Source organism: Enterobacter sp. C3_dUdeg (genome assembly GCF_057536195.1).
On the sequence record NZ_BAAKFX010000001.1, the window covers coordinates 810272 to 831547 of the forward strand.

At 56.4% G+C, this 21276-nt stretch carries 19 protein-coding genes and 1 pseudogene; 15 read left to right on the plus strand and 5 right to left on the minus strand.

Annotation, left to right across the window (positions count from 1 at the left end):
* The first annotated feature begins 278 nt into the window (after positions 1 to 278).
* The 11 genes and pseudogenes from AC27FC_RS03770 to AC27FC_RS03820 all read left to right on the plus strand — a co-directional run bounded on the left by AC27FC_RS03770 (position 279) and on the right by AC27FC_RS03820 (position 10683).
* Complete coding sequence (locus tag AC27FC_RS03770) at positions 279 to 818, plus strand: AAA family ATPase (RefSeq protein WP_196354312.1); 540 nt, start codon at positions 279 to 281, stop codon at positions 816 to 818.
* A 110-nt stretch (positions 819 to 928) separates the two neighbouring features.
* A complete protein-coding gene (locus tag AC27FC_RS03775) occupies positions 929 to 1930 on the plus strand; it encodes an LLM class flavin-dependent oxidoreductase (RefSeq protein WP_196354313.1) in 1002 nt (333 codons plus the stop codon).
* Positions 1927 to 3048 carry an amidohydrolase gene (locus tag AC27FC_RS03780; RefSeq protein WP_196354314.1) on the plus strand — a complete coding sequence of 374 codons (1122 nt, stop codon included), beginning with the start codon at positions 1927 to 1929 and terminating at the stop codon, positions 3046 to 3048. The genes AC27FC_RS03775 and AC27FC_RS03780 overlap by 4 nt, the downstream gene beginning before the upstream one ends.
* 16 nt (positions 3049 to 3064) lie before the next feature.
* Positions 3065 to 5328 (plus strand): annotated as a pseudogene (locus tag AC27FC_RS03785) (NtaA/DmoA family FMN-dependent monooxygenase).
* 9 nt (positions 5329 to 5337) lie between these two features.
* Positions 5338 to 5847 carry a GNAT family N-acetyltransferase gene (locus tag AC27FC_RS03790; RefSeq protein WP_032656866.1) on the plus strand — a complete coding sequence of 170 codons (510 nt, stop codon included), beginning with the start codon at positions 5338 to 5340 and terminating at the stop codon, positions 5845 to 5847.
* Positions 5848 to 5856: 9 nt separating this feature from the next.
* On the plus strand, positions 5857 to 6783 hold the full coding sequence (locus AC27FC_RS03795; protein ID WP_039262857.1) for an amino acid ABC transporter permease: 927 nt from the start codon (positions 5857 to 5859) through the stop codon (positions 6781 to 6783).
* Entirely contained in the window at positions 6767 to 7540 is a 774-nt protein-coding gene (locus tag AC27FC_RS03800; protein WP_487159838.1) for an amino acid ABC transporter ATP-binding protein, read from the plus strand. The genes AC27FC_RS03795 and AC27FC_RS03800 overlap by 17 nt, the downstream gene beginning before the upstream one ends.
* A gap of 9 nt (positions 7541 to 7549) precedes the next feature.
* A complete protein-coding gene (locus AC27FC_RS03805; protein WP_126795545.1) occupies positions 7550 to 8437 on the plus strand; it encodes an ABC transporter substrate-binding protein in 888 nt (295 codons plus the stop codon).
* A 166-nt stretch (positions 8438 to 8603) separates the two neighbouring features.
* Positions 8604 to 9221 carry a glutathione S-transferase family protein gene (locus tag AC27FC_RS03810; RefSeq protein WP_196354316.1) on the plus strand — a complete coding sequence of 206 codons (618 nt, stop codon included), beginning with the start codon at positions 8604 to 8606 and terminating at the stop codon, positions 9219 to 9221.
* A 37-nt stretch (positions 9222 to 9258) separates the two neighbouring features.
* Positions 9259 to 9489 carry a tautomerase PptA gene (gene pptA / locus AC27FC_RS03815; RefSeq protein ID WP_143346942.1) on the plus strand — a complete coding sequence of 77 codons (231 nt, stop codon included), beginning with the start codon at positions 9259 to 9261 and terminating at the stop codon, positions 9487 to 9489.
* Positions 9490 to 9681: 192 nt separating this feature from the next.
* Positions 9682 to 10683 (plus strand): Kdo(2)-lipid IV(A) acyltransferase, encoded by a 1002-nt coding sequence (locus AC27FC_RS03820; RefSeq protein ID WP_196354317.1) that lies wholly within the window; start codon positions 9682 to 9684, stop codon positions 10681 to 10683.
* A 45-nt stretch (positions 10684 to 10728) separates the two neighbouring features.
* Here the strand turns inward: AC27FC_RS03820 and AC27FC_RS03825 are convergent, their stop codons facing one another.
* Together AC27FC_RS03825 and AC27FC_RS03830 are read right to left on the minus strand one after the other, a co-directional pair.
* Entirely contained in the window at positions 10729 to 12414 is a 1686-nt protein-coding gene (locus tag AC27FC_RS03825) for an NAD-dependent malic enzyme (protein WP_196354318.1), read from the minus strand.
* A 32-nt stretch (positions 12415 to 12446) separates the two neighbouring features.
* Positions 12447 to 13394, minus strand: a complete 948-nt coding sequence (locus AC27FC_RS03830) for an AEC family transporter (RefSeq protein WP_023311961.1) — start codon at positions 13392 to 13394, stop codon at positions 12447 to 12449.
* A gap of 404 nt (positions 13395 to 13798) precedes the next feature.
* Between AC27FC_RS03830 and AC27FC_RS03835 the strand changes: the two genes are divergently transcribed.
* The gene (locus tag AC27FC_RS03835; RefSeq protein WP_033145663.1) at positions 13799 to 15130 is read left to right on the plus strand and encodes a 2-hydroxycarboxylate transporter family protein; all 1332 of its coding nucleotides are present in this window, start codon (positions 13799 to 13801) and stop codon (positions 15128 to 15130) included.
* Between the two features lie 121 nt (positions 15131 to 15251).
* A complete protein-coding gene (locus tag AC27FC_RS03840; protein WP_048977587.1) occupies positions 15252 to 15887 on the plus strand; it encodes an ECs1377 family protein in 636 nt (211 codons plus the stop codon).
* Between the two features lie 27 nt (positions 15888 to 15914).
* Here the strand turns inward: AC27FC_RS03840 and pdxR are convergent, their stop codons facing one another.
* On the minus strand, positions 15915 to 17393 hold the full coding sequence (gene pdxR / locus AC27FC_RS03845) for a MocR-like pyridoxine biosynthesis transcription factor PdxR (protein ID WP_196354319.1): 1479 nt from the start codon (positions 17391 to 17393) through the stop codon (positions 15915 to 15917).
* Positions 17394 to 17557: 164 nt separating this feature from the next.
* Between pdxR and AC27FC_RS03850 the strand changes: the two genes are divergently transcribed.
* The gene (locus AC27FC_RS03850; protein WP_033145660.1) at positions 17558 to 18013 is read left to right on the plus strand and encodes a GNAT family N-acetyltransferase; all 456 of its coding nucleotides are present in this window, start codon (positions 17558 to 17560) and stop codon (positions 18011 to 18013) included.
* 68 nt (positions 18014 to 18081) lie between these two features.
* Here AC27FC_RS03850 and AC27FC_RS03855 read toward each other — a convergent pair whose 3' ends face one another.
* Positions 18082 to 18384: an ArsR/SmtB family transcription factor gene (locus tag AC27FC_RS03855; protein ID WP_033145659.1), complete on the minus strand. Its 303-nt coding sequence runs from the start codon at positions 18382 to 18384 to the stop codon at positions 18082 to 18084.
* Between the two features lie 160 nt (positions 18385 to 18544).
* On the opposite strand from AC27FC_RS03855, the gene fusA reads away from it, so the two are divergent.
* Positions 18545 to 20644: an elongation factor G gene (gene fusA, locus AC27FC_RS03860; protein WP_196354320.1), complete on the plus strand. Its 2100-nt coding sequence runs from the start codon at positions 18545 to 18547 to the stop codon at positions 20642 to 20644.
* Positions 20645 to 20679: 35 nt separating this feature from the next.
* Here fusA and AC27FC_RS03865 read toward each other — a convergent pair whose 3' ends face one another.
* Positions 20680 to 21252, minus strand: coding sequence for a flavin reductase family protein (locus AC27FC_RS03865; protein ID WP_033145657.1), 573 nt, complete (start codon positions 21250 to 21252; stop codon positions 20680 to 20682).
* Positions 21253 to 21276 lie beyond the last annotated feature (24 nt).

Genomic DNA, 21276 nt, shown 5'->3' on the forward strand with positions numbered 1-21276 from the left:
TTATTTTTATATAACGGCCTGCTGCATATTCTCTCTGAAATTCTGACTGCCTGAAATACCCGTTGTTCATTATTTTTAATTTGCTAATGTTCTCGAATGTAATAAAAATGAAAATATTTCTAGTGGCGTGTTCTGGCGTCGCTGCAAATAAACGACATAACCCAAACTGAAAGAGGGAGATCGTCTCTCAGGAAAAATTGTCATGTTGAAATAGCGTTTCGTTAACAGGATGAAAACGCTATCATTTGGTCAGTTTTTGATAACACAGTGAGGCTGAGGTGAAAATTAACGTCATCGGGACCAGCGGGAGCGGAAAAAGCACGCTGGCGAAGCAGATTGCGACCGAACTGGCTATTCCCTATATCGAGATGGACAGACTCTACTGGCGACCTGACTGGCAGGGAACGCCGGACGATGTGTTTCAGGAAAAGCTGGAGCAGGCGCTACAGGCTTCGCCAGACTGGGTGCTTGACGGCAACTATAACCGCACGCGGCCGGTGAAATGGCGTAATGTCGACGTTGTGGTGTGGGTGGATTATGGCTTTGCCCGCACCCTCTGGCAGGCGGTCACCAGGGCAGTCAAACGCGCCTGGCATAAGCGCGAGCTATGGCCCGGCACCGGGAACAAAGAGAGTTTCCGGCGCGCGTTCTTCAGCAGAGAGTCCATTCTCATCTGGACGATGAAAACCTGGCGTAACAACCGCACGCGTTATGAAGCCGATCTGCAAAACCCGCAGTATGGGCATATTCGCTTCGTCCGCATTACCCGGCGCGGGCAGGTGGAAATGCTGATTGCCGACTTAAAGTCTTATTCTTAGCATGGTTTTATATATCTGATTTCCGGCAAACTAAATGTAAATTAATTGTTTCTCAGTGGTGAAATGCGCCTTTAATAATGTCGACATGTTAAGTCAAACGAGAACGCAACATGTCATGGCGAATCAGCATTCTGGATAAAAGCCCCATCGCTGAAAACGAAACGGCTGCCGATGCGCTGGCGCGGACCCTGGCGCTGGCGCAGCAGGCAGAAAATCTGGGCTATCACCGCTTCTGGATTGCCGAACACCACAATACTCCCCACCTTGCCAGCCCTTCGCCGGAGCTGCTGATTGCCTGGATCCTCGGGCAAACCACGCGCATCCGCGTCGGATCCGGCGGCGTGATGCTTCAGCACTACAGCCCTTATAAAGTCGCCGAGAATTTCAACGTGCTGGCCGCGCTGGCGCCCGGCCGCGTGGATCTCGGCGTCGGAAAAGCCCCCGGCGGGCTGCCGCTCTCAACCCGCGCGCTGCAGCAGGGTCTGAATCAACAGGAAAAGGGCAGCTTCGCCGAACAGCTGGCCCAGCTCGATCGCTGGATCCGTCCTGAGCATCAGTCTCATGAAGAGGCCGTTCGCGCCACGCCGCTGCCGCCGCTGCCTGCCGAGGGTTTCCTGCTGGGCGCGAGTACCGATAGCGCGCTGCTGGCCGCCGGGCTCGGCTGGCACTTTGTCTTTGCCGCGCATCTGAACGGTGACCCGGACCTGCTGCGCGAGGTGGTTTCGACCTGGCGTAAGAACAGCGCGCGGGACGTGATTGTGGCGGTACAGGCGATTGTCGCGCCGACGCAGGCCGAGGCGGAAGCCCTGGCGCAGAAGGTCGAAGTGTGGGGCGTTGAGCTGGCAAACGGCCAGCGTGTCACCGTGGCAAGCGAAGAGCAGGCCTACGCCTTTGCGCGTCAGGCGGGCAGCGAGCCGGTGCGCATTGCACGTCGGGCGCAGTCGCTGCTGGCGGGTACGGCTGAATCGGTGCTCGAACAGCTTAACACCCTGCATGAAAAGTGGGGCATTGACGAATTTATCATCGACACGCCGGTCGCGGAGGGGGCAACGCGCGTCGCGTCGCTGCGCCTGCTTGCCGAGGCGCGTCTTAACAAGGAGGTCACCGTATGAGCTTTGGCGAACAGCTGATTGCCTGGCGTCGCGAGCTGCACCAGAACCCGGAACTCTCCGGCCAGGAAGTGGAAACCACAACGCGTCTGCGCCAGTGGCTGACGAATGCCGGGATCACCCCGCAGCCTTACGACCTGTCGACCGGGCTGGTGGCGGAAATCGGCTCGGGCAACAAACTGATTGCGCTGCGCGCAGATATTGATGCCCTGCCGATTGAAGAGCGCAGCGGCGTGCCGTTTAGCTCCCAGCGTGCAGGCGTAATGCATGCCTGCGGACACGATATCCACACCAGCGTGATCCTCGGCGCCGCGTTAAAGCTGAAAGAGCGGGAAGCGTCGCTTAACGGCCGGGTGCGGATCCTGTTTCAGCCTGCCGAAGAGAACTTTGGCGGTGCGAGAAGCATGGTGCGGGCCGGTGCCCTGCGCGACGTCAGCGCCATCTTCGGCATGCATAACGAGCCCGGTCTGCCGGTCGGTGAGTTCGCTACCCGCGGCGGGCCGTTTTATGCCAACGTCGATCGCTTCGTGATCCGCATTACCGGTAAGGGCGCGCACGCCGCACGTCCGCACGAAGGTAATGACGCCATCGTGCTGGCGAGCCAGCTGGTGACGGCGCTGCAAAGCGTCGCCAGCCGCAACGTCAATACGCTGGATTCGGTGGTGCTGAGCGTGACTCGCATTGCAGGCGGTAACACCTGGAACGTGCTGCCGGAAAGCGTCGAGCTGGAAGGCACGCTGCGCACCCATCGCACGGAAGTGCAGCAGAACGTGAAAGCCCGCGTGGGCGAAATCGCCGCCGGGTTTGCCAGCGCCTTTAGCGCGCAGATTGATATCACCTGGTATGCCGGGCCCACCGCGCTGGTGAACGACGAGCGCTGGGCCGATTTCGCCACCTCGGTCGCCAGAGAAGCAGGCTACGAAACCCGGCACGCCGAGCTGCATATGGGCGGGGAAGATTTCGCGGTCTATCTGCAGCAGATCCCGGGGGCGTTTGTCAGCATCGGCAGCAACAGCCCGTACGGTTTACACCATCCGGCATTCAATCCGGATGAGGCATTAATTGAGCCCGCTGCCCGCTATTTTGCACAGCTTGCGGAAAAAGCCCTGCAACACGTTTAATTCTGAAGAGGTGAATATGTCTGCACATCGTCAACTGCGGCTCGGGACCATTTTGCATGGTGCATCGGGAAATATGTCCGCCTGGCGTCACCCTGATGCCGTCGCCGATGCAAGCATCAATTTTGATTTCGTCAAAGCGACGGCGTTAAAGGCGGAGGAGGGCAAACTCGATTTTTTATTCGTTGCCGACGGTCTCTATATCAACGAGAAATCGATCCCGCATTTTTTAAACCGCTTTGAACCGCTGACGGTGTTATCCGCTCTCGCCAGCATCACCTCGCGCCTGGGGCTGGTGGGAACCTTATCCACCTCCTACAGCGAGCCCTTCACCACGGCGCGCCAGTTCGCCAGCCTCGACCACCTCAGCAACGGTCGCGCGGGCTGGAACGTGGTGACTTCGCCGCTGGAAGGGTCAGCGAAGAACTTTTCCCGTGAAAAACATCCCGAGCACGCGCTGCGCTATCGCATTGCGGATGAATATCTCGACGTGGTGAAAGGGCTATGGGATTCCTGGGAAGGCGATGCCTTTGTGCGCAACAAAAAGAGCGGTCAGTTTTTTGACCCGGCCAAATTGCATACCCTGGACCACCACGGTGATTTCTTCCAGGTCGCCGGGCCGCTGAATATTGGTCGAACGCCGCAGGGGCGGCCGATCGTTTTTCAGGCAGGCGCGTCGGACGACGGGAAAAAGCTGGCGGCGAAACATGCCGACGCCATTTTTACCCATCACGAGACCCTCGATGAGGCAAAAGCCTTTTATCGCGACGTGAAGCAGCAGCTGGAAAGTAACGGACGCCGCGCGTCAGATTTACATATTTTCCAGGGCGTCAGCGTGATTGTGGGTAAAGACGCCGATGACGTGGAAAACCAGTATCAAACCACGGCGGCGCTGGTGTCGATTAACGATGCCCTCAACTACCTCGGACGCTATTTCGAACATCACGATTTCAGCCAGTACCCGCTCGACGAGCCGTTCCCGGATATCGGCGACTTAGGCAAAAACAGCTTCCGCAGCACCACTGATGAAATTAAGCGTAACGCCCGCGAGCGCAGCTTAACCCTGCGTCAGGTGGCGCTGGAAGCCGCCTCGCCGCGACCGCGCTTTTCCGGTACGCCGGAAGAGGTGGCCGACGGCCTGCAGGCCTGGTTTGAAGGCTATGCCGCAGACGGCTTCATCATTCAGGGCGGCACGCCGGACACCTTCCCGCGCTTTGTTGACCAGGTGGTGCCTGTTTTACAGGCGCGCGGCCTGTTCCGTACCGACTACCCGGGCATCACGCTGCGCGAAAGCCTCGGCTTAGACGAACCTAAAAACCAATACACACAACAATAAAAGAGAACCCCGCTATGCAGAAAACAACGCTTATTCTGGCGCTCGCGCTGGCCTTTACCCCTGCCGTCTGGGCAGAGAATGTGAATATTAACGGCACCGGCGTGAGCATCGAGGCCAATAAAACGCCGGTTAATACCGTCAAAAACAGCGAGGCGGTGGCACAGCTGCCGAAAGACTATCGCTTTGCCGTGCCGGGGAAATTTACCGTGGCGGTGGCGGGCCTCAATCAACCGCCGCTGACGGTGTTTTCCGACGACAACAAAACGCTGCTGGGAAGCGAGGTTGACGTCGCCCGTCTGGTCGCTGACAGCCTCGGGCTGGAGCTGAACGTGGTGCCAACCTCCTGGGAAGACTGGCCGCTGGGCGTGGCTTCCGGGAAATATGATGCGGCTATCAGCAACATCACCGTCACCAAAGAGCGTAAAGAGAAGTTTGACTTTGCCACCTACCGCAAAGATTCCCTCGGGTTCTACGTGAAATCAACCAGCCCGATCAAGTCGCTGCAGAAGGCAGAAGACATCGCCGGGCTGCGGATTATCGTCGGCTCCGGCACCAACCAGGAGGCCATTCTGCTGGCCTGGAATGCCGAAAACCTGAAGAAGGGGCTGAAGCCCTTTACCCCGATCTACACCAAAGACGATGCGGCACAAACGCTGGCCCTGCAGTCCGGGCGCGCGGATGCCTACTTTGGCCCGAACGTGATTGGCGCCTGGAAAGCGGCGCTGAACGGGAAAACCAAACTGGTGGGTAGCGTCGACGGCGGCTGGCCGAAGGCGGCGCACATCGCGGTCACGCTGAAGAAAGGCAGCGGGCTGGTTGAGCCGGTGCAAACCGCGCTGAACGGCGTGATCAAAAACGGCGACTACGACAAAGTGCTGAACCGCTGGGGGGAAGGCGTTGAGCGTATTCCTCAGTCAGAAGTGAACCCGGCTGGCCTGGGCGATTAAGGAGGCGTGATGAGCGAACGATTTCGTGATGTTTCACCGGAAGACGCCGAGCTTCAGCCCATCATCGAGGGGCTGTTCGGTGAATATGCCGCCCGCTACGGGGACTACTTCTCCAAAGACGCGGAAGTTGAGCTTACAGAGTGGTATTTAGCACCGCAGGGGCTGTTTATCGTACTGGAGCGCGACGGGAAGATTATCGCCACCGGCGCGTACAAACCTTTCGACGAACGCACTGCGGAAATCAAACGCATCTGGACGGACAAAACCCTGCGTCAGCAGGGGCTTGCCGGGCGCGTGGTGCAGGAGCTTGAGCGCAGGGCGGTGCTGGCAGGATACAGCCAAATTTACCTGACAACCGGTTTTCGCCAGCCGGAAGCGGTACGGCTCTATCTCAGCCAGGGCTATCAGGCGCAGTTCGATCTGAACCGCGATCCGGAAGAGTACAGCCAGCCGCCGTTTGACGGCCGGCTGCGCTTCACCAAAACGCTGGTACGCGAAGCGTTCAGTAAAACCGCATGAGGAACGACGATGAGCAACGTTGAAACCATTAAGGTGGTCCCGGCGCGTTATCCGCTGCGGGCCGTCGGCGCCGCGGTGGCGCTGTTTGTCCTGGCGGTCGTGATTCAGTCCGTGGCCTTTAACCCGCGCTGGGAGTGGGCGGTGTTTGCCCGCTGGTTCTTTGACCCGGTGATCCTCGAAGGTGTCGGGCAGACCCTGCTGCTGACGCTGATCGGCACCGCGCTGAGCGTGGTGCTTGGCGGCATGCTGGCGCTGGCGAGACTCTCTTCATCCTGGCTGCTGAGCAGCCTGGCGTGGGCCTATATCTGGCTGTTTCGGTCGCTGCCGCTGATCGTGGTGCTGATCATTCTCTACAACTTCTCCTATCTCTACGACACGCTTTCGCTCGGCGTGCCGTTCACCGGCATCACCTGGGGCAGCTTTGAAACCATCAACGTGCTGGGTCAGTTTTCTACCGCCGTGGTGGGGCTCACCCTGGTGCAGAGCGCCTATACCGCCGAGATCGTTCGCGGCGGATTCCTCGGGGTCGATCACGGCCAGTATGAGGCCGCCGCCGCGCTCGGTCTGCCGGCCTGGCGACGCACGGTGCGCATCATTTTGCCTCAGGCGCTGCGCACCATTCTGCCGTCGGGGTTCAATGAAATCATCAGCCTCGCCAAGGGCACGGCGATGGTGTACGTCCTGGCGATGCCGGAGCTGTTCTATACCATCCAGATGATCTACAACCGCACGCAGGAGGTGATCCCGCTGCTGATGGTCGGTGCCGCCTGGTATCTGGCGATCACCACCGTCCTGTCCGCTATCCAGTATGGCGTCGAGCGCGCGCTTGCCCGCAGCGAACGCCGCTCTGCCGTTAACCAGAACCGTGCCGTCCGTCGCACCCGTTCTGTCACCACCACGCCAGCACAGGAGCCCGTCCATGCAAGCCTCTCCTGAAGGACATATTTCGATTACCGGCGTCAGCAAGTATTTCGGTCGCCATAAGGCGCTCGACAACGTTTCGCTGGAGATCCCGCCCGGGTCCGTGACGGTGATCCTCGGGCCGTCCGGCTCCGGTAAATCGACGCTGCTGCGCACCATTAATCACCTGGAGCGCGTCGATGAAGGTTTTATTCAGATCGACGGAGACTACATTGGCTACCGTCGTCAGGGCGACAGGCTGTATGAGCTGAAGGAGAAGGAGATCCTCAAGCAGCGCGTCAACGTGGGCTACGTGTTTCAGAACTTCAATCTCTTTCCGCACCTCACGGTGCTGGAAAACCTGATTGAGGCGCCCATCGCGCATAAAAAGCTCAGCAAAAAAGAGGCGGTGGAAAGGGCGTACAGCCTGCTGGATGTGGTCGGGCTGCGGGACAAAGCCGATGCCTGGTCTCGTCATCTCTCCGGCGGGCAGCAGCAGCGTATTGCCATTGCCCGCGCGCTTGCGCTGCGTCCCCGCGTGATGCTGTTTGATGAGCCCACCTCGGCGCTGGATCCGGAGCTGGTGGGGGAAGTGCTGGACGTGATCAAAAAGCTGGCCCGGTCCGGCACCACGCTGGTGGTGGTTACCCACGAGATCGGCTTTGCCCGGGAGGTGGCGGATCAGGTGGTGTTTATGGTCGACGGGAAAATTGTCGAGCAGGGAAGCAGTGACGAGGTATTAAACCGTCCGTCACATGCGCGAACGTGCCAGTTTCTCTCCAAAGTCTTGTAAGGAGTGCCAATGAAATATGGACTTCTGGCGGGGCTGGTCTTCACGACGGCGAGCCACGCCAGCATTGATTTGAAAGCCAACGAGCAGCCGCTGCCGGTGACGGTGGATCGTCAGGCCGTGGGGAAGATCCCCGCCAATTACAAATTCGTTGAGCCGGGTACGCTGACGGTCGCCGTTTCGGCGCTGAATTCTCCGCCGCTGGCGCTGCTGGCCAGCGATAACCGCACGCGCATTGGCAGCGACCCGGATATCGCCCGCCTGCTGGCGGGCAGCCTGGGGCTAAAGCTGAAGCTGGTGCCGACGGCGTGGGAAGACTGGCCGCTCGGGATCGCCTCCGGGCGCTACGACGTGGCGCTGGTGAACATTGCGGTGACCGAACAGCGTAAAGAGAAATTTGATTTTGCGACCTACCGCGTCGATTCGCTGGCGTTTTCGGTGAAATCCACCAGCGAGATTCAGTCAATCAAAAGCGCGGAAGATCTGGCCGGGAAAAAGGTGATCGTCGGCTCTGGTACGAATCAGGAGCGCATTCTGCTGGGCTGGAACGAAGAGAACAAAAAGGCAGGGCGGGCGCCTGCGCTGCCGGTCTATCTCCACGACGATGCCTCGGGCAATCTCTATATTCAGTCCGGCAGGGCGGATGTGTTCTTTGGCCCGCAGTCGGTTTCAGCCTACAAAGCGGCGCTCACGGGTAAAACCCGCGTGGTCGGTTTAGGGCCGAAAAAAGCCTATGTCGCCACCACCACCAAAAAGGGCAATGAGCTGGTGTACGCGCTGCAGGCCGCGCTGGACGGCGCGATTAAGCGCGGAGATTACCAGAAGGTGCTGGCGCGCTGGGGCGAGCAGGGCGAAGCGGTGGCGCAGTCGGAGGTCAACCCGCCTGGGATAACCTACTAATGGTGCTCTATACCCAAAATAATTCGAGTTGCAGGAAGGCGGCAAGGGAACGAATCCCCGGGAGCGTACACAAGTACGTGACTGGGGTGAGTGAGTGCAGCCAACGCACCTGCAACTTGAAGTATGACGGGTATACACTTAGGGTTTTCATCCCTGCGGAGGCAACATGATTAAACTCTATGGCGTACCCGGCTGGGGCTCGGCAATCGGTGAAGTGATGCTAACCCTGGCTGATATCCCTTATCAATTTATCAACGTGGACGGGTTTGACCAGCCCGGCCCGCAGCGTGAGCTGCTGCAAAAGCTCAACCCGCTGTGTCAGGTACCCACGCTGGAGCTGGAAAATGGCGCCATCATGACCGAAACGGCGGCGATTGCCCTGATGGTGCTCGACAGATGTCCCGATCTTGCGCCGCCCGTGGGGCAGGCCGAACGCCAGCAGTTTCAGCGCCTGCTGATCTGGTTTGTGGCCAACGTCTATCCCACGTTTACGTATGCGGACTATCCCGAACGCTGGGCGCCGGACGCGCCTGAACAGCTGCAGAAAAACTGCATCGAATACCGGAAGTCCCTCTATTTGTGGTTCGAAACTCAGCTCAAGGCCACCCCGTTTGCGCTGGGGGAACGGCTGACGCTGCTGGACGTGTATATCGCGGTGGCGCGCACCTGGGGGCCACGCCATGACTGGTTTGCAACCAATACGCCGAAACTGACGGCCATCGCAGATACCGTATGTCAGCTGCCGGAACTGCACAAGGTGTTAAAGGCCAACGGTATTATCTGATAACGTGGAGCCCTGACTCACAACTGGAAGCCTGCATATGCCACACGTAGATATCAAATGTTTTCCCCGCGATTTGAACGACGAACAAAAAACCGCACTGGCCGAGGATATTGCTGAGGTCATTATTCGCCATTTCAACAGCAAAGACAGCTCGGTGTCCGTTGCGTTGAATCAGGTGAACCAGGAGGACTGGAAAGAGCAGGTCTGGGATACCGAAATAGGACCGAAGCTGGACGAATTAATCAAAAAGCCAGGCTATTCAATGTAAGCGCAATTGCCGGGGGGAATTCTCCTCCCCGGTTTTTCCCGTCTCGTCTTCCCGCTTTTTCGCAAAAATCGATAAAAATGCGTTTTATCTTATCCGTTACACTTTACGTTTCTGGCTGACAGCCCATCAATCCTTAGGAAAGATCTCAAACCGAATCAGTTAAGGACAGACACGCTAAAGGATAATTTTCTCATGACAAAATTACCCCGTTTTTCACTCGCCTTTCTTCACCCTCGTTACTGGCTAAGCTGGGCTGGTATCGCCGCGCTGTGGCTCATCATGCTGCTCCCTTATCCGCTGCTGTTCCGAATCGGCCACGGCCTTGGACGGCTGGCGATGCGCCTGCTTCCGCGCCGGGTTGAGATTGCCCGCCGCAACCTGGAACTCTGTTTTCCGGAGATGAAAAAGGCGGAGCGAGAGTCACTGCTGCAGCGTAATTTTGAATCGGTAGGAATGGGGGTAATCGAAACCGGGATGGCATGGTTCTGGCCTGCGTGGCGGGTGAAGAAATGCTTTACCGTGACGGGTTATGAGCACATGGAAAAGGCGCGGGCAAAGGGAAATGGCGTGGTGCTCGTTGGCATGCATTTTCTCACCCTTGAGCTGGGCGCGCGGATCTTTGGCATGCTCAACCCCGGCATTGGGGTGTATCGTCCGAATAATAACGCGCTGCTGGACTGGCTTCAGACGCGCGGGCGCCTGCGCTCCAATAAAACCATGCTCGATCGTCATGATTTAAAGGGCATGATCCGCTCGCTGAAGCAGAATGAAATTTTGTGGTACGCCCCGGACCATGACTATGGCAAAACCAATAGCGTCTTTGTGCCGTTCTTTGCGGTTGCGGATGCCGCCACGACCGCTGGAAGCTATATGCTGGTCAAAAGCGCTAAGCCAGCCGTCATTCCCTTTGTGCCGCGCCGCAGGGCGGACGGTACCGGCTACGAACTGATTATTCTGGAGGATATCAGCGAGGCGCTGCAGGGGGGCGATAAAGAATTTGTTGCGACGCAGATGAACAGGGCGATTGAGCAGGCGGTACGGATGGCGCCAGAACAGTATATGTGGCTGCACCGGCGCTTCAAAACGCGTCCTGAAGGTCAGCCTGACCGGTATGCCCGCCGCAAGAGCGTGGCACCACGGGGTGATATCCTGTCCGCCGCCGATCTTTCCGACCGGTCGGGCGTCCAGCACTAAGGCAGCAATCCAGCCCTCACCGTGCAGTGAGGGCTGGATCGAGGCTTACAGCGCAGACCTGCGGTACGGCGCATAGTCCGCCTGCCACCAGGTCTTCTCAATACGCGCCATCAGCGTCTCATCATCTATCGCCGGAGCCACGCCCTGTTCAATCGCGGCCCGGGCGACGGCGACGGCAATCTGGCGTGAAACCGTTTCAATCTGATCTACCGGCGGCAGCAATCCGCCTTTTTCCGTGGTGACCAGCGGAGACTGCGCGGCCAGGCTGCGGCTTGCTGCCATCAGCATCTCTTCCGTCACCCGGCGCGCGTTGCAGGCCAGCACGCCCAGCCCCAGGCCCGGGAAAATATAGGCGTTGTTACACTGGGCGATCTCGTAGTGTTTATTCTCCCAGAATACCGGGGCGAATGGGCTGCCGGTGGCCACCAGCGCGGCACCCTGGGTCCAGGCGATAAGATCCTGCGGCTGGGCTTCCGCCCGCGAGGTCGGGTTCGAGAGCGGCATGATGATCGGGCGCGGACAGTGGCGATGCATCTCTTTGACAATCTCTTCGCTGAACAGCCCCGGCTGGCCCGAAACGCCGATCATCACCGTGGGATGCGCGTTCTTCACCACGTCCAGCAGGGAAATGTTCTTCGCGTCAACCTGCCAGCTGCATACGGCGTCGCGCGCGGTAAGCAGGTTTTTCTGGAAATCGAGCAGGTTGGTCATGTCGTCGGTCAGCAGGCCGAAGCGATCGACCATAAAGATCCGGCTGCGCGCTTCCGGCTCGGTCAGGCCGTCATCCACCATCAGCGCCACAATTTTTTCAGCTATCCCGCATCCGGCAGAGCCGCTGCCCAGGAAGACCACGCGCTGGTCGCGAATGCGCGTGCCCGCCGTATGGGCCGCCGCCATCAGCGTACCGGCGGTGACGGCGGCCGTGCCCTGGATATCATCATTGAAGCAGCACAGCTGGTCGCGGTAGCGCTGAAGCAGCCTGGTGGCGTTTTTCTGCGCAAAGTCTTCAAATTGCAGGAGCACATTGGGCCAGCGCGCTTTAACGGTGCTGACAAACATATCCATAAACTCAGCGTACTGGTCGTCGCTGATGCGCGGGTGGCGCCAGCCCATGTACATCGGGTCGTCGAGGTGTTGCTGATTATTGGTGCCGACATCCAGCATTATCGGCAGGGTAGAGGCCGGATGGATCCCTCCGCAGGCGGTATACAGCGACAGCTTACCAATTGGGATACCCATTCCGCCGATACCCTGATCGCCAAGCCCTAAAATACGTTCCCCGTCCGTCACCACAATCACGCGAACGTCGTTGCGCGAAAAGCTTTGCAGCATCTCATCAATACGATGGCGATTCGGCCATGAAATAAACAGGCCGCGCGCGCGTCGATAAATCGTGGAGAAATGCTCGCAGGCTTCACCGACCGTCGGGGTATAGATAATCGGTAACGTCTCTTTGAGATGCGAACGCAGGAGGTTATAAAAGAGCGTTTCATTGGTGTCCTGAATATTTCGCAGGTAAACATGACGCGAAATATCGTTTTTAAAATGGCAGAACTGCACCCAGGCGCGCTCGGTTTGTTCTTCAATGGTTTCAACGTTGTGCGGCAATAACCCATGCAGATTAAAATTGTCACGCTCTTCTTTAATAAATGCGAGTCCTTTATTTAGCAACGGATTTTCCAGCAATACGGCCCCGTTATAGGGGGTGTACAGAACTTCTTTCCGGGACATGGTTAACTCCTGAATTTTTTATTTAAAGCAGATTAAGAGATGAAATAGATCATAATGCCTTCGGTCACGACCCCGACGGCAGTGCCAATTAATATGGAAGAGGATGCGGTATCAATATAGGTATCGCTGCGTAAAGCAAACATCCCTGCGGCAATCGCGGAAGGCGTTGCGCCAATAATGACGACCTGCTGCAGTAAGGTGTGGCTCAGGCCAAAGGCGATCCCTGCGGCGGCCATCATTGCCGGCTGAATAAGGTTTTTAATACTGATGTTGGTAAACGTCTGCACGTTCAGTTTTGGACGCTCACCGTAAAACAGCAGGCCGAGGGCAAACAGGGATAGTCCGCCTGAAACTTTGCCAACCATTTCGATAGGCATGCTGAGAATGGACGGTATCTGCACGCCGGCCAGGCTGAGTAAGACGCCGGAGACCGGGATCCAGACGATAGGATTGCGTGCCGCCTTGATGAGGTTTTGCACGATCATCGCGCCCGGGTGCAGTGCCTCCAGGCCATCTTGACCGTTTTTATCACCCATACGAATCAGGACGATAGTCAGAGGGATCATGATAACGCTGGTAATAATATTGCCAATCAGCACGCCGATAAATCCTTCCGGCCCAATCAATACCGCCAGGACCGGTGCGCCAAAGTAGGCCATATCCGGAAAGGCGCAAACCAGAGACTGAATGGCGCTGGTTTTGATATCGTGGCGGAAAACGTAGCGCGAAATAAATAGCGTCAGTAAATACGACCCCATTAACCCGACAACTAAAACGGCCATAAAGGTCAGGTTCTTAATTTTATTCGGGTCGGTATGCAGTGCACCGATAAAAAGATGGAAAGGAAGGGCGAAACGAATCACCACGGTTGCCATGACGTTTGCATCTTCTCGCCGGGAATATCCCAGCTTTCCACTTAGCCATCCAAGTAACATTATAAAGACGAGCGGAAACAGTGACTGTAATAGTAATGAAGGCATAGTATTTCCTGTAGGGTATTTTATGTGTTTTATTGCAGCGCTAATCTAGCGCTTAGAAAGCAGGGCAGGAGTGACAAGGGTCACACTCTCTCTGGTTTTATTAATTTCAAAAAGATTGCATTAGTTGGATAACTAATACTTGCGTCAAATATTGATAAGACGCAAGAAAGCGACAACGGTCGCCATAAATAACTTTAGTTACTTAATGCTGAATTAAGTTATTTAAAAGCAAAGAGCCGAATTGTTCACATTTCTCCCGGCAGGCCCGTGCTAATTTCATGTTGAGCCTGTTTTTAGAAAAGGCCATCTAAGTCTTTATTTATATTTAAGAACATTTATTCGTATCAGGAATAGTTTCAGTTATTCCTTTCTCTGTTTATCCGAACACAAATTCAGGTGATTATATGAAAGATAATCCTGTACCGACTTCTGAACTGTCGACCTCGCGTTTTGCCTTTGGGCTCAACAATACCGAGGTGGGCACGGTCCCGTTGATGCTGTTCGTCGGGATTGCCGCGATTGTGGCGACGTCCGCCTGGGCAGGGCTGCTGCCAAAAAATATGATTGGTGGACTCGCGGTCATCATGACCCTCGGCTTCGCGTTTGCCAAAGTAGGGCGTCAAATCCCGGTGCTGAAAGATATCGGCGGCCCGGCGATCCTGTGCCTGATGGTCCCCTCCGTGCTGGTCTATTTTGGCGTATTCGGGAAACATACCCTTGATACCGTGCATCTGCTGATGAAAGAGGCGAATCTGCTCTATTTCGTCATCGCCTGCCTGGTGGTCGGCAGCATTCTGGGGATGAACCGGGTGCTGCTGATCCAGGGGATGATGCGCATGTTTGTTCCGCTGGTGGCCGGAACATGCATGGCCGTGCTGAGCGGCCTCATTGTGGGCTCACTGTTTGGTTATACGCCTTACCACACCTTCTTCTTCATCATTGTGCCCATCATCGGCGGCGGGATTGGCGAGGGGATTTTGCCGCTGTCCCTGGCCTATTCGGCAATACTGGGGCAAACGCCGGACGTCTACGTTGCGCAGCTGGCACCCGCTGCGGTCGTCGGGAATATCTTTGCCATTATTTGTGCGGGCTCGCTGGCGCGTCTCGGCGCGAAACGCCCTGCGCTTTCGGGAAATGGCATGCTTACGCGGAGTAAAGACGACGCCAGCCTTTTTGCCGGGGCGCAAAGCACACAGCAGACGGATTTTCATCTGATGGGGGGCGGATTGCTGATGGTGTGCGCGTTTTTCATCGTCGGCGGATTGTTTGAAAAACTGGTACATATTCCCGGCCCGGTGCTGATGATCCTGATTGCCGTTCTGTGTAAATACTTCAGGGTGATCCCGGCCTCAATGGAGCAGGGCGCGCACAGCTGCTATAAATTCGTCTCGGCTGCGCTGGTCTGGCCGCTGATGATCGGCCTCGGAATGTTATACGTGCCGCTTGAGAGCGTGGTGTCGGTCTTCTCGGTGGGATACGTGGTGGTATGCGGTTCGGTCGTGATTGCGATGGCGCTGAGCGGCTACTTTATCGCGTCGCGTCTGAATATGTATCCTGTGGAAGCGGCCATTGTGACCTGCTGCCACAGCGGGCTGGGCGGAACGGGGGACGTGGCCATTTTGTCCGCGTCTAACCGGATGTCGCTGATGCCGTTCGCGCAGATCGCCACCCGCATCGGCGGCGCGTCGACGGTGATTTTCGCCACGCTGCTGATGGGCTGGATTATGGCGCACTGATCCGAAACGTCAGGATGCTGAATCGCAACGACATTTTCAGGGTGCCGCTGCGGTTCAGTCCTTTATAAAACTCACCGCGCTGTATAGAATTACCGCACCCACAGCGACGGGATACCACACGATGACCGGAAGAGTTGATTATCAGATTGAAAAATATCTCCTTACCGAAGCCGCCGAGCCGGAGCGCCTGACGCGCCAGTGGGCAGAGGTGATGGAGGAGTGTCGTGAGCAACAGTCCGGTGCAGAGGAGCGGCTGCGTCTCGCGTTGCTCAATGTGGATTACGTCACCAGCTTCGAGCTGCCCTTCAGGCTGCTCCTTACCCGTGCGCCCCAGCTGATAGACATTGTCAGAAAAGAGCTTCAGCTCAGTCAGAAAAATGTTCTGTTTAACGGCAAGCGCTTTGGCTGCGTCTATAGCCTGAAAAGAGATCTCGACGGAATACCTGACGAATTTACCTATCAGCTGAAAACGCGTATCCAGCGCAGTGACGCGACAGGATGCAATGAACTGCCTTACCGGCAAATTGCCCAGCAGGTTAAAGCCCCGAAGGAACGCCTCAGGCTGGCGCTGGAAAACGGGCTGTCGGTGACGGCACTCGACGGGCTTTTCTGGTTTGGCATTCAGCGCATCGCGGCCGATGTGCAGAGATTACGCAAAACGGGGATGAGGATCGTGACGTCCGACGCCGAGGTGTTTGATACGCTCACCAAAACAACCCGGCGGATCCCTGTTTATAGCCTTGCTCGCCCGGAATGAGTATTCGCCGCTGACCGGTCGACGGCATCAAACATGACGGAAAATTGCGGCCAGTTTTTTTACAGCGTCTTCTATTTCCCTTTCCGTGTAAGCAGCAAATCCCATCAAAAAACCGGTGGACGCGTGGGGACCTGCATATAAATTGGTAAGACCAAGTATATCAACACCCGCGCGTCGGGCGGCGGTGGCTATTTCTTTCTCGGATATGCCGTGCTTCAGGTGACAAGGCATTTGCATTCCCCCCGCAGGCGTTTCACAGGTAACATATTCGGAGAGATATTCGTCCATCATGCTTGCCAGCGTGTCGCGACGAGCAACATAAATACTCCGCATCTTACGAACATAGGCGCCAAAATGGCCTCCCTCCAGAAATTTAGCCAGCGTCAGCTGGGTTATTGAGGCGGTGTGACCATCCATTAACGTCCTCGCCATGGTAAAGGGCTCTGTCAATTCTGAGGGAACGATCATGTAGGCAATACGTAGCCCAGGGAACAGAGACTTGGTGAACGTGCCGATATAAATTGTCCGGTTATACGTATCAAGCCCCTGAAGACTGGCCATAGGCTTACCTTCGTAGTGAAACTCGCTGTCATAGTCATCCTCAATAATCCAGGCTCCGTAACGGTTTGCCCATTTAACAATTGCCAGTCGTCGGTCAAGAGAGAGCGTCACCCCGGTGGGGTACTGATGAGAAGGCGTAAGGTAGATCGCCCTGGCAGGCTCGGTCAGAGAATTAAGCCCGTCAACCGAGATGCCTTTTTCATCAAGAGGAACCGGAATACAGCGAAGCCCTGCAGCGTTGAATGCTTTGTGTGCCCCTTGATAGGAGGGATCTTCAATGGCAATGCCATCCCCGGCGTCCATCAGCACGTGGGAACAGAGCGCAAGCGCCTGTTGAGAACTTGTCAGAACGATGACCTGTTCTGCCCTCGCACGCGTTCCGCGCTCAAGGTTGACATATTCCGCAATTGCCCGTCGCAGGCGCTCTATACCCTGGGGTGGACTTTGCTCTAACGCCTGGTGCTGAAACTCCTTCAGTACCTGTCGCTGAAGACGCTCCCAGATCGGAAGGGGAAACATGCGGGTTTCAGGAATGCCGGGCGCAAGGGGGCGAGGTGAAGAAAACTCGCGGATCCCGCCGCTTTCATAAACGGTCTTTCCCCGGACGCTGAGTTTTGCTTTTCGTATCTCAGCGGTTGGCTGATGCTGTCGAGGACGGGGTTTTAAAAAACGCGCGCTGGAAGAGACGAAGCTCCCTCTGCCTGTTTGTCTCTCAATAAAACCTTCGGCATGCAGGCTGGAGTAGGCCGCTTCAATTGTGTCCCGTGAAACGCAGAGAGAAGCCGCCAGCGCGCGTGAAGCAGGAAGGGTCTTTCCGTGGGATAATACCCCTTCCAGTATCAGCGTCCGTATTGCTCTCTGGATCCTTTCATGAAGCGGTAGCGATCCGTTAGCGGGGTCGTTAATCCATGCCTTAACCGTTTCTAGCTGCGCGTGCTTAAACATTACGTTGTCCACTTTCCCTCTGTATCTCTTGATTCTAAAGCAATAGTGCACGCAGCAGGATGAAAAATTGGTCTGCCTTGATGCCGAGAATTGGCGGGGCAAAACGTGCCATTCAGCGAATACACTCTTCCTGAAACGAATAAACGGGTGAGCAAAGAGGCAATATGAATAATACAAGCGTGATAATTGAGGCAGTTAAAGAACGTGATTTTGAAAGCTGGATGCCGCTATGGGGAAAATATCAGGCGTTTTACAACGTCGATCTGTCCGGGACCATTACTGAACGAACCTGGCAACGATTTTTCAGCCCCGTTGAGCCGCTATTCTGCGTGGTGGCACGATGTAATGGAGACGTAGTAGGTTTTGCGCATTATCTTTTTCACCGTTCGACATGGGCTGAGAGCGATTACTGCTACCTCGAAGATTTATACGTCTGCGAAGCCGTAAGGGGCAAACACATTGGCAAACAGTTAATAGAATATGTTCAGAGAGAAGCCAGAAAACATCATGCCAGTCATCTTTACTGGCATACGCATGAAGCCAACTATCGCGGGCAACGATTGTACGACTGGATTGCGAAGAAAAGTGGAATGATTGAATATCGTATGCACGTAAGATAAACCCCTCTGCTGACATTATGCCCCTTACATCTTTACGGGGCATTTTTCAGGAGGTAATAGGTATATCCTTATGATTTGGCTTGTAAAAGTATCTCCATCAGCCCTGGAAAACGGGCATCCAGATCCTCTCTTCGCAACGAAATCATGTTCTCCCGCCCCTGCGGGCGCTGCCAGATAACGCCGCTGTCGCGCAGTACGCGCCAGTGGTGGGTCATTGTCGATTTCACCACATCCTCCGGGCGCAGCGCGTTACAGCTGAGTTCGCTGCCATCGGCCAGACGGCGAATGATCGCAAGCCGGAGCGGATTGCCGAGGGCAAACAGCACATTTTCCAGCAGTATTTGTTCAGTTTCAGGGTGGTTTGGGATCATCGTTTTCCTGCGTTTGGCGTCAGATTGAGCTATATCAACAATAGGTCAACCGTTAAAAAATAGTTCGATAATACTCGTACAATAGGACTATTATAGCAAACGAACGAATGCACGACCATCCTGGTCGTCACAGACAAGTCATAGTGACTAAGGAAATATCATGCCCCGACCCATCCCTCTCGAACGTTATCGCAACATCGGTATCTCCGCGCATATCGATGCCGGTAAAACCACCACCACTGAGCGCATCCTGTTTTACACCGGGATGAGCCACAAGCTGGGTGAAGTACACGATGGCGCGGCAACCACTGACTGGATGGCGCAGGAGCAAGAGCGCGGGATCACGATTACCTCCGCGGCCGTCAGCTGCTTCTGGCCGGGTATGGACAGAGGCTATGAGCCGCACCGGATCAACATCATTGACACCCCGGGGCACGTGGATTTCACCATTGAGGTGGAACGTTCCATGCGCGTGCTCGACGGCGCCGTGATGGTGTATGACTCCGTGGGCGGCGTGCAGCCGCAGTCGGAAACCGTCTGGCGTCAGGCCAATAAATATCACGTTCCGCGTCTGGCCTTCGTCAACAAAATGGACCGTCCGGGTGCCGATTTCTTCCGCGTCGTACGGATGATGCAGGAGCGCCTGAAGGCCAATCCGGTGCCGATTGTCATCCCGGTGGGTGCAGAAGATCATTTCACCGGCGTGGTGGATCTCATCAAGATGCGCACCATTCTGTGGGACGACGCGTCGCAGGGCATGGTGTTCACCTATGCGCCCGTGCCGGAAGATTTGGTCAGTACCGCCCAGGAATGGCGGGAAAAAATGGTCTCTGCGGCGGCGGAAGCCAGCGACGAGCTGATGGACAAATACCTGGAAACCGGCGACCTGACGGAAGCGGAAATTATCAAAGGGCTGCGTATTCGCACCATCTCGGGTGAAATTCAGCCGATGCTGTGCGGCAGCGCGTTCAAAAATAAAGGCGTGCAGCGCATGCTCGATGCGGTCATTGAGCTCATGCCATCGCCGCTGGACGTGCCTGCCATTGATGGCGTGGATGAAAAAGGGCAGCACGCGGAGCGTCATCCAAGCGATGATGAGCCGTTCTCGGCCCTGGCGTTCAAGCTGATGAGCGACCCGTACGTCGGTCAACTGACCTTTATCCGCGTGTACTCTGGCGTGCTGCGCAAAGGCGACGCGGTGTACAACCCGGTGAAAGGGAAGAAAGAGCGCATCGGGCGTATCGTGCTGATGCATGCCAACGATCGCCACGAGGTGGACGAACTGCGCGCCGGAGACATTGCGGCCTGCGTTGGGCTGAAGGATGTGACTACCGGCGACACGCTCACCGATCCGAATGCCGTGATCACGCTTGAACGCATGGAGTTCCCGGACCCGGTTATCTCGCTGGCGATCGAGCCGAAAACCAAAGGCGATCAGGAGAAAATGGGGATCGCGCTGCAGCGTCTGGCGGCGGAAGATCCGTCTTTCCGCTTGCATACCGACGAAGAGTCCGGCCAGACCATTATCTCCGGGATGGGTGAGCTACACCTTGAGATCATCGTCGACCGCATGAAGCGCGAGTTTGGCGTTGAGGCGAACATTGGCCGCCCACAGGTAACCTACCGTGAAACACTGCGTAAAACGGTGAAGGATATCGAAGGCAAATTTGTTCGTCAGTCCGGCGGTAAAGGGCAGTACGGCCATGTGGTGCTGAGCCTGGAGCCGCTGGAGCCCGGGAGTGGCTTTAAATTTGAAGATGCCACCAAGGGCGGCGTGGTGCCGCGCGAGTATATCCCGTCCGTTGAGAAAGGGCTGCGGGAAGCGATGAACAGCGGCGTGCTGGCGGGCTATCCGGTCGTTGATGTCAAAGCGACGCTGACGTTTGGCTCGTATCACGACGTCGACTCGTCTGAGATGGCGTTCCGCATGGCGGCGATCCTCGGCTTCAAAGAGGGCGCCCGCAGGGCGGATCCGGTGATTCTCGAGCCGATCATGCACGTGGAGGTGGAAACGCCGGAAGAGTACGCCGGTAACATTATGGGCGATCTCTCCTCCCGCCGCGGCATGGTGCAGGGGATGGCAGAGCAGTACGGAAGCCAGATTATTCGCGCTGACGTGCCGCTGGCAGAGATGTTTGGTTATGCCACGACATTGCGCTCGATGTCCCAGGGACGCGCGACGTATACGATGGAGTTCCATCATTTTGCGGAAGCCCCGCGGAATGTTGCGGATGAGATTATTTCACGACGTGCGAAGTAGTAAGGTCACCCTCTCCCAATAGGGGGAGGGTTTTCTCAATCCAGCGCCTTCACCATCTTCCCGCTCGCGACAAACGTCCCGGCACCAAGATGATGCAGCGTATTCAGCTTATCCCCGTCAAACTGCCAGCGCCCGGCGATAAACGCGCGTTCATCGGCTGCCGCTGAAACCACTTCCCCAAACAGGGTATCGTATTTTTCTGCCGCTGAGGTCACGGGTAATAACCGACACTCCATCCACGCCAGACATTTCTCTTCAATTACCGGCAGGCCAAGTTCAGGACCATTCACGACCGGGATCCCGTAGCAGTTGAATTTGTCTTCATCGCGCCCGCTGACGCTACCGACCGCGTATGTCCAGTTGGCCGCCGCCACGCCGGGAATGACGATGCCAAACTTCCCGCTGCGCTCAATCAGCTCGCGTGACCAGGTACTTTTATCCACGACTATCGCGATGCGCGGCGGTTCAAACTCAACGGGCATTGACCATGCGGCGGCCATCACGTTGCGTCTGTCGAGGCTTTCATCCCGACTGGTGATAAGCACAGTTGGGCCGTGGTTCAGCAGACGGCTGGCATGACGTAATTCAACGGGGCGAAAGTGGCTCATAGGATCTCCTCATCTACACCGATG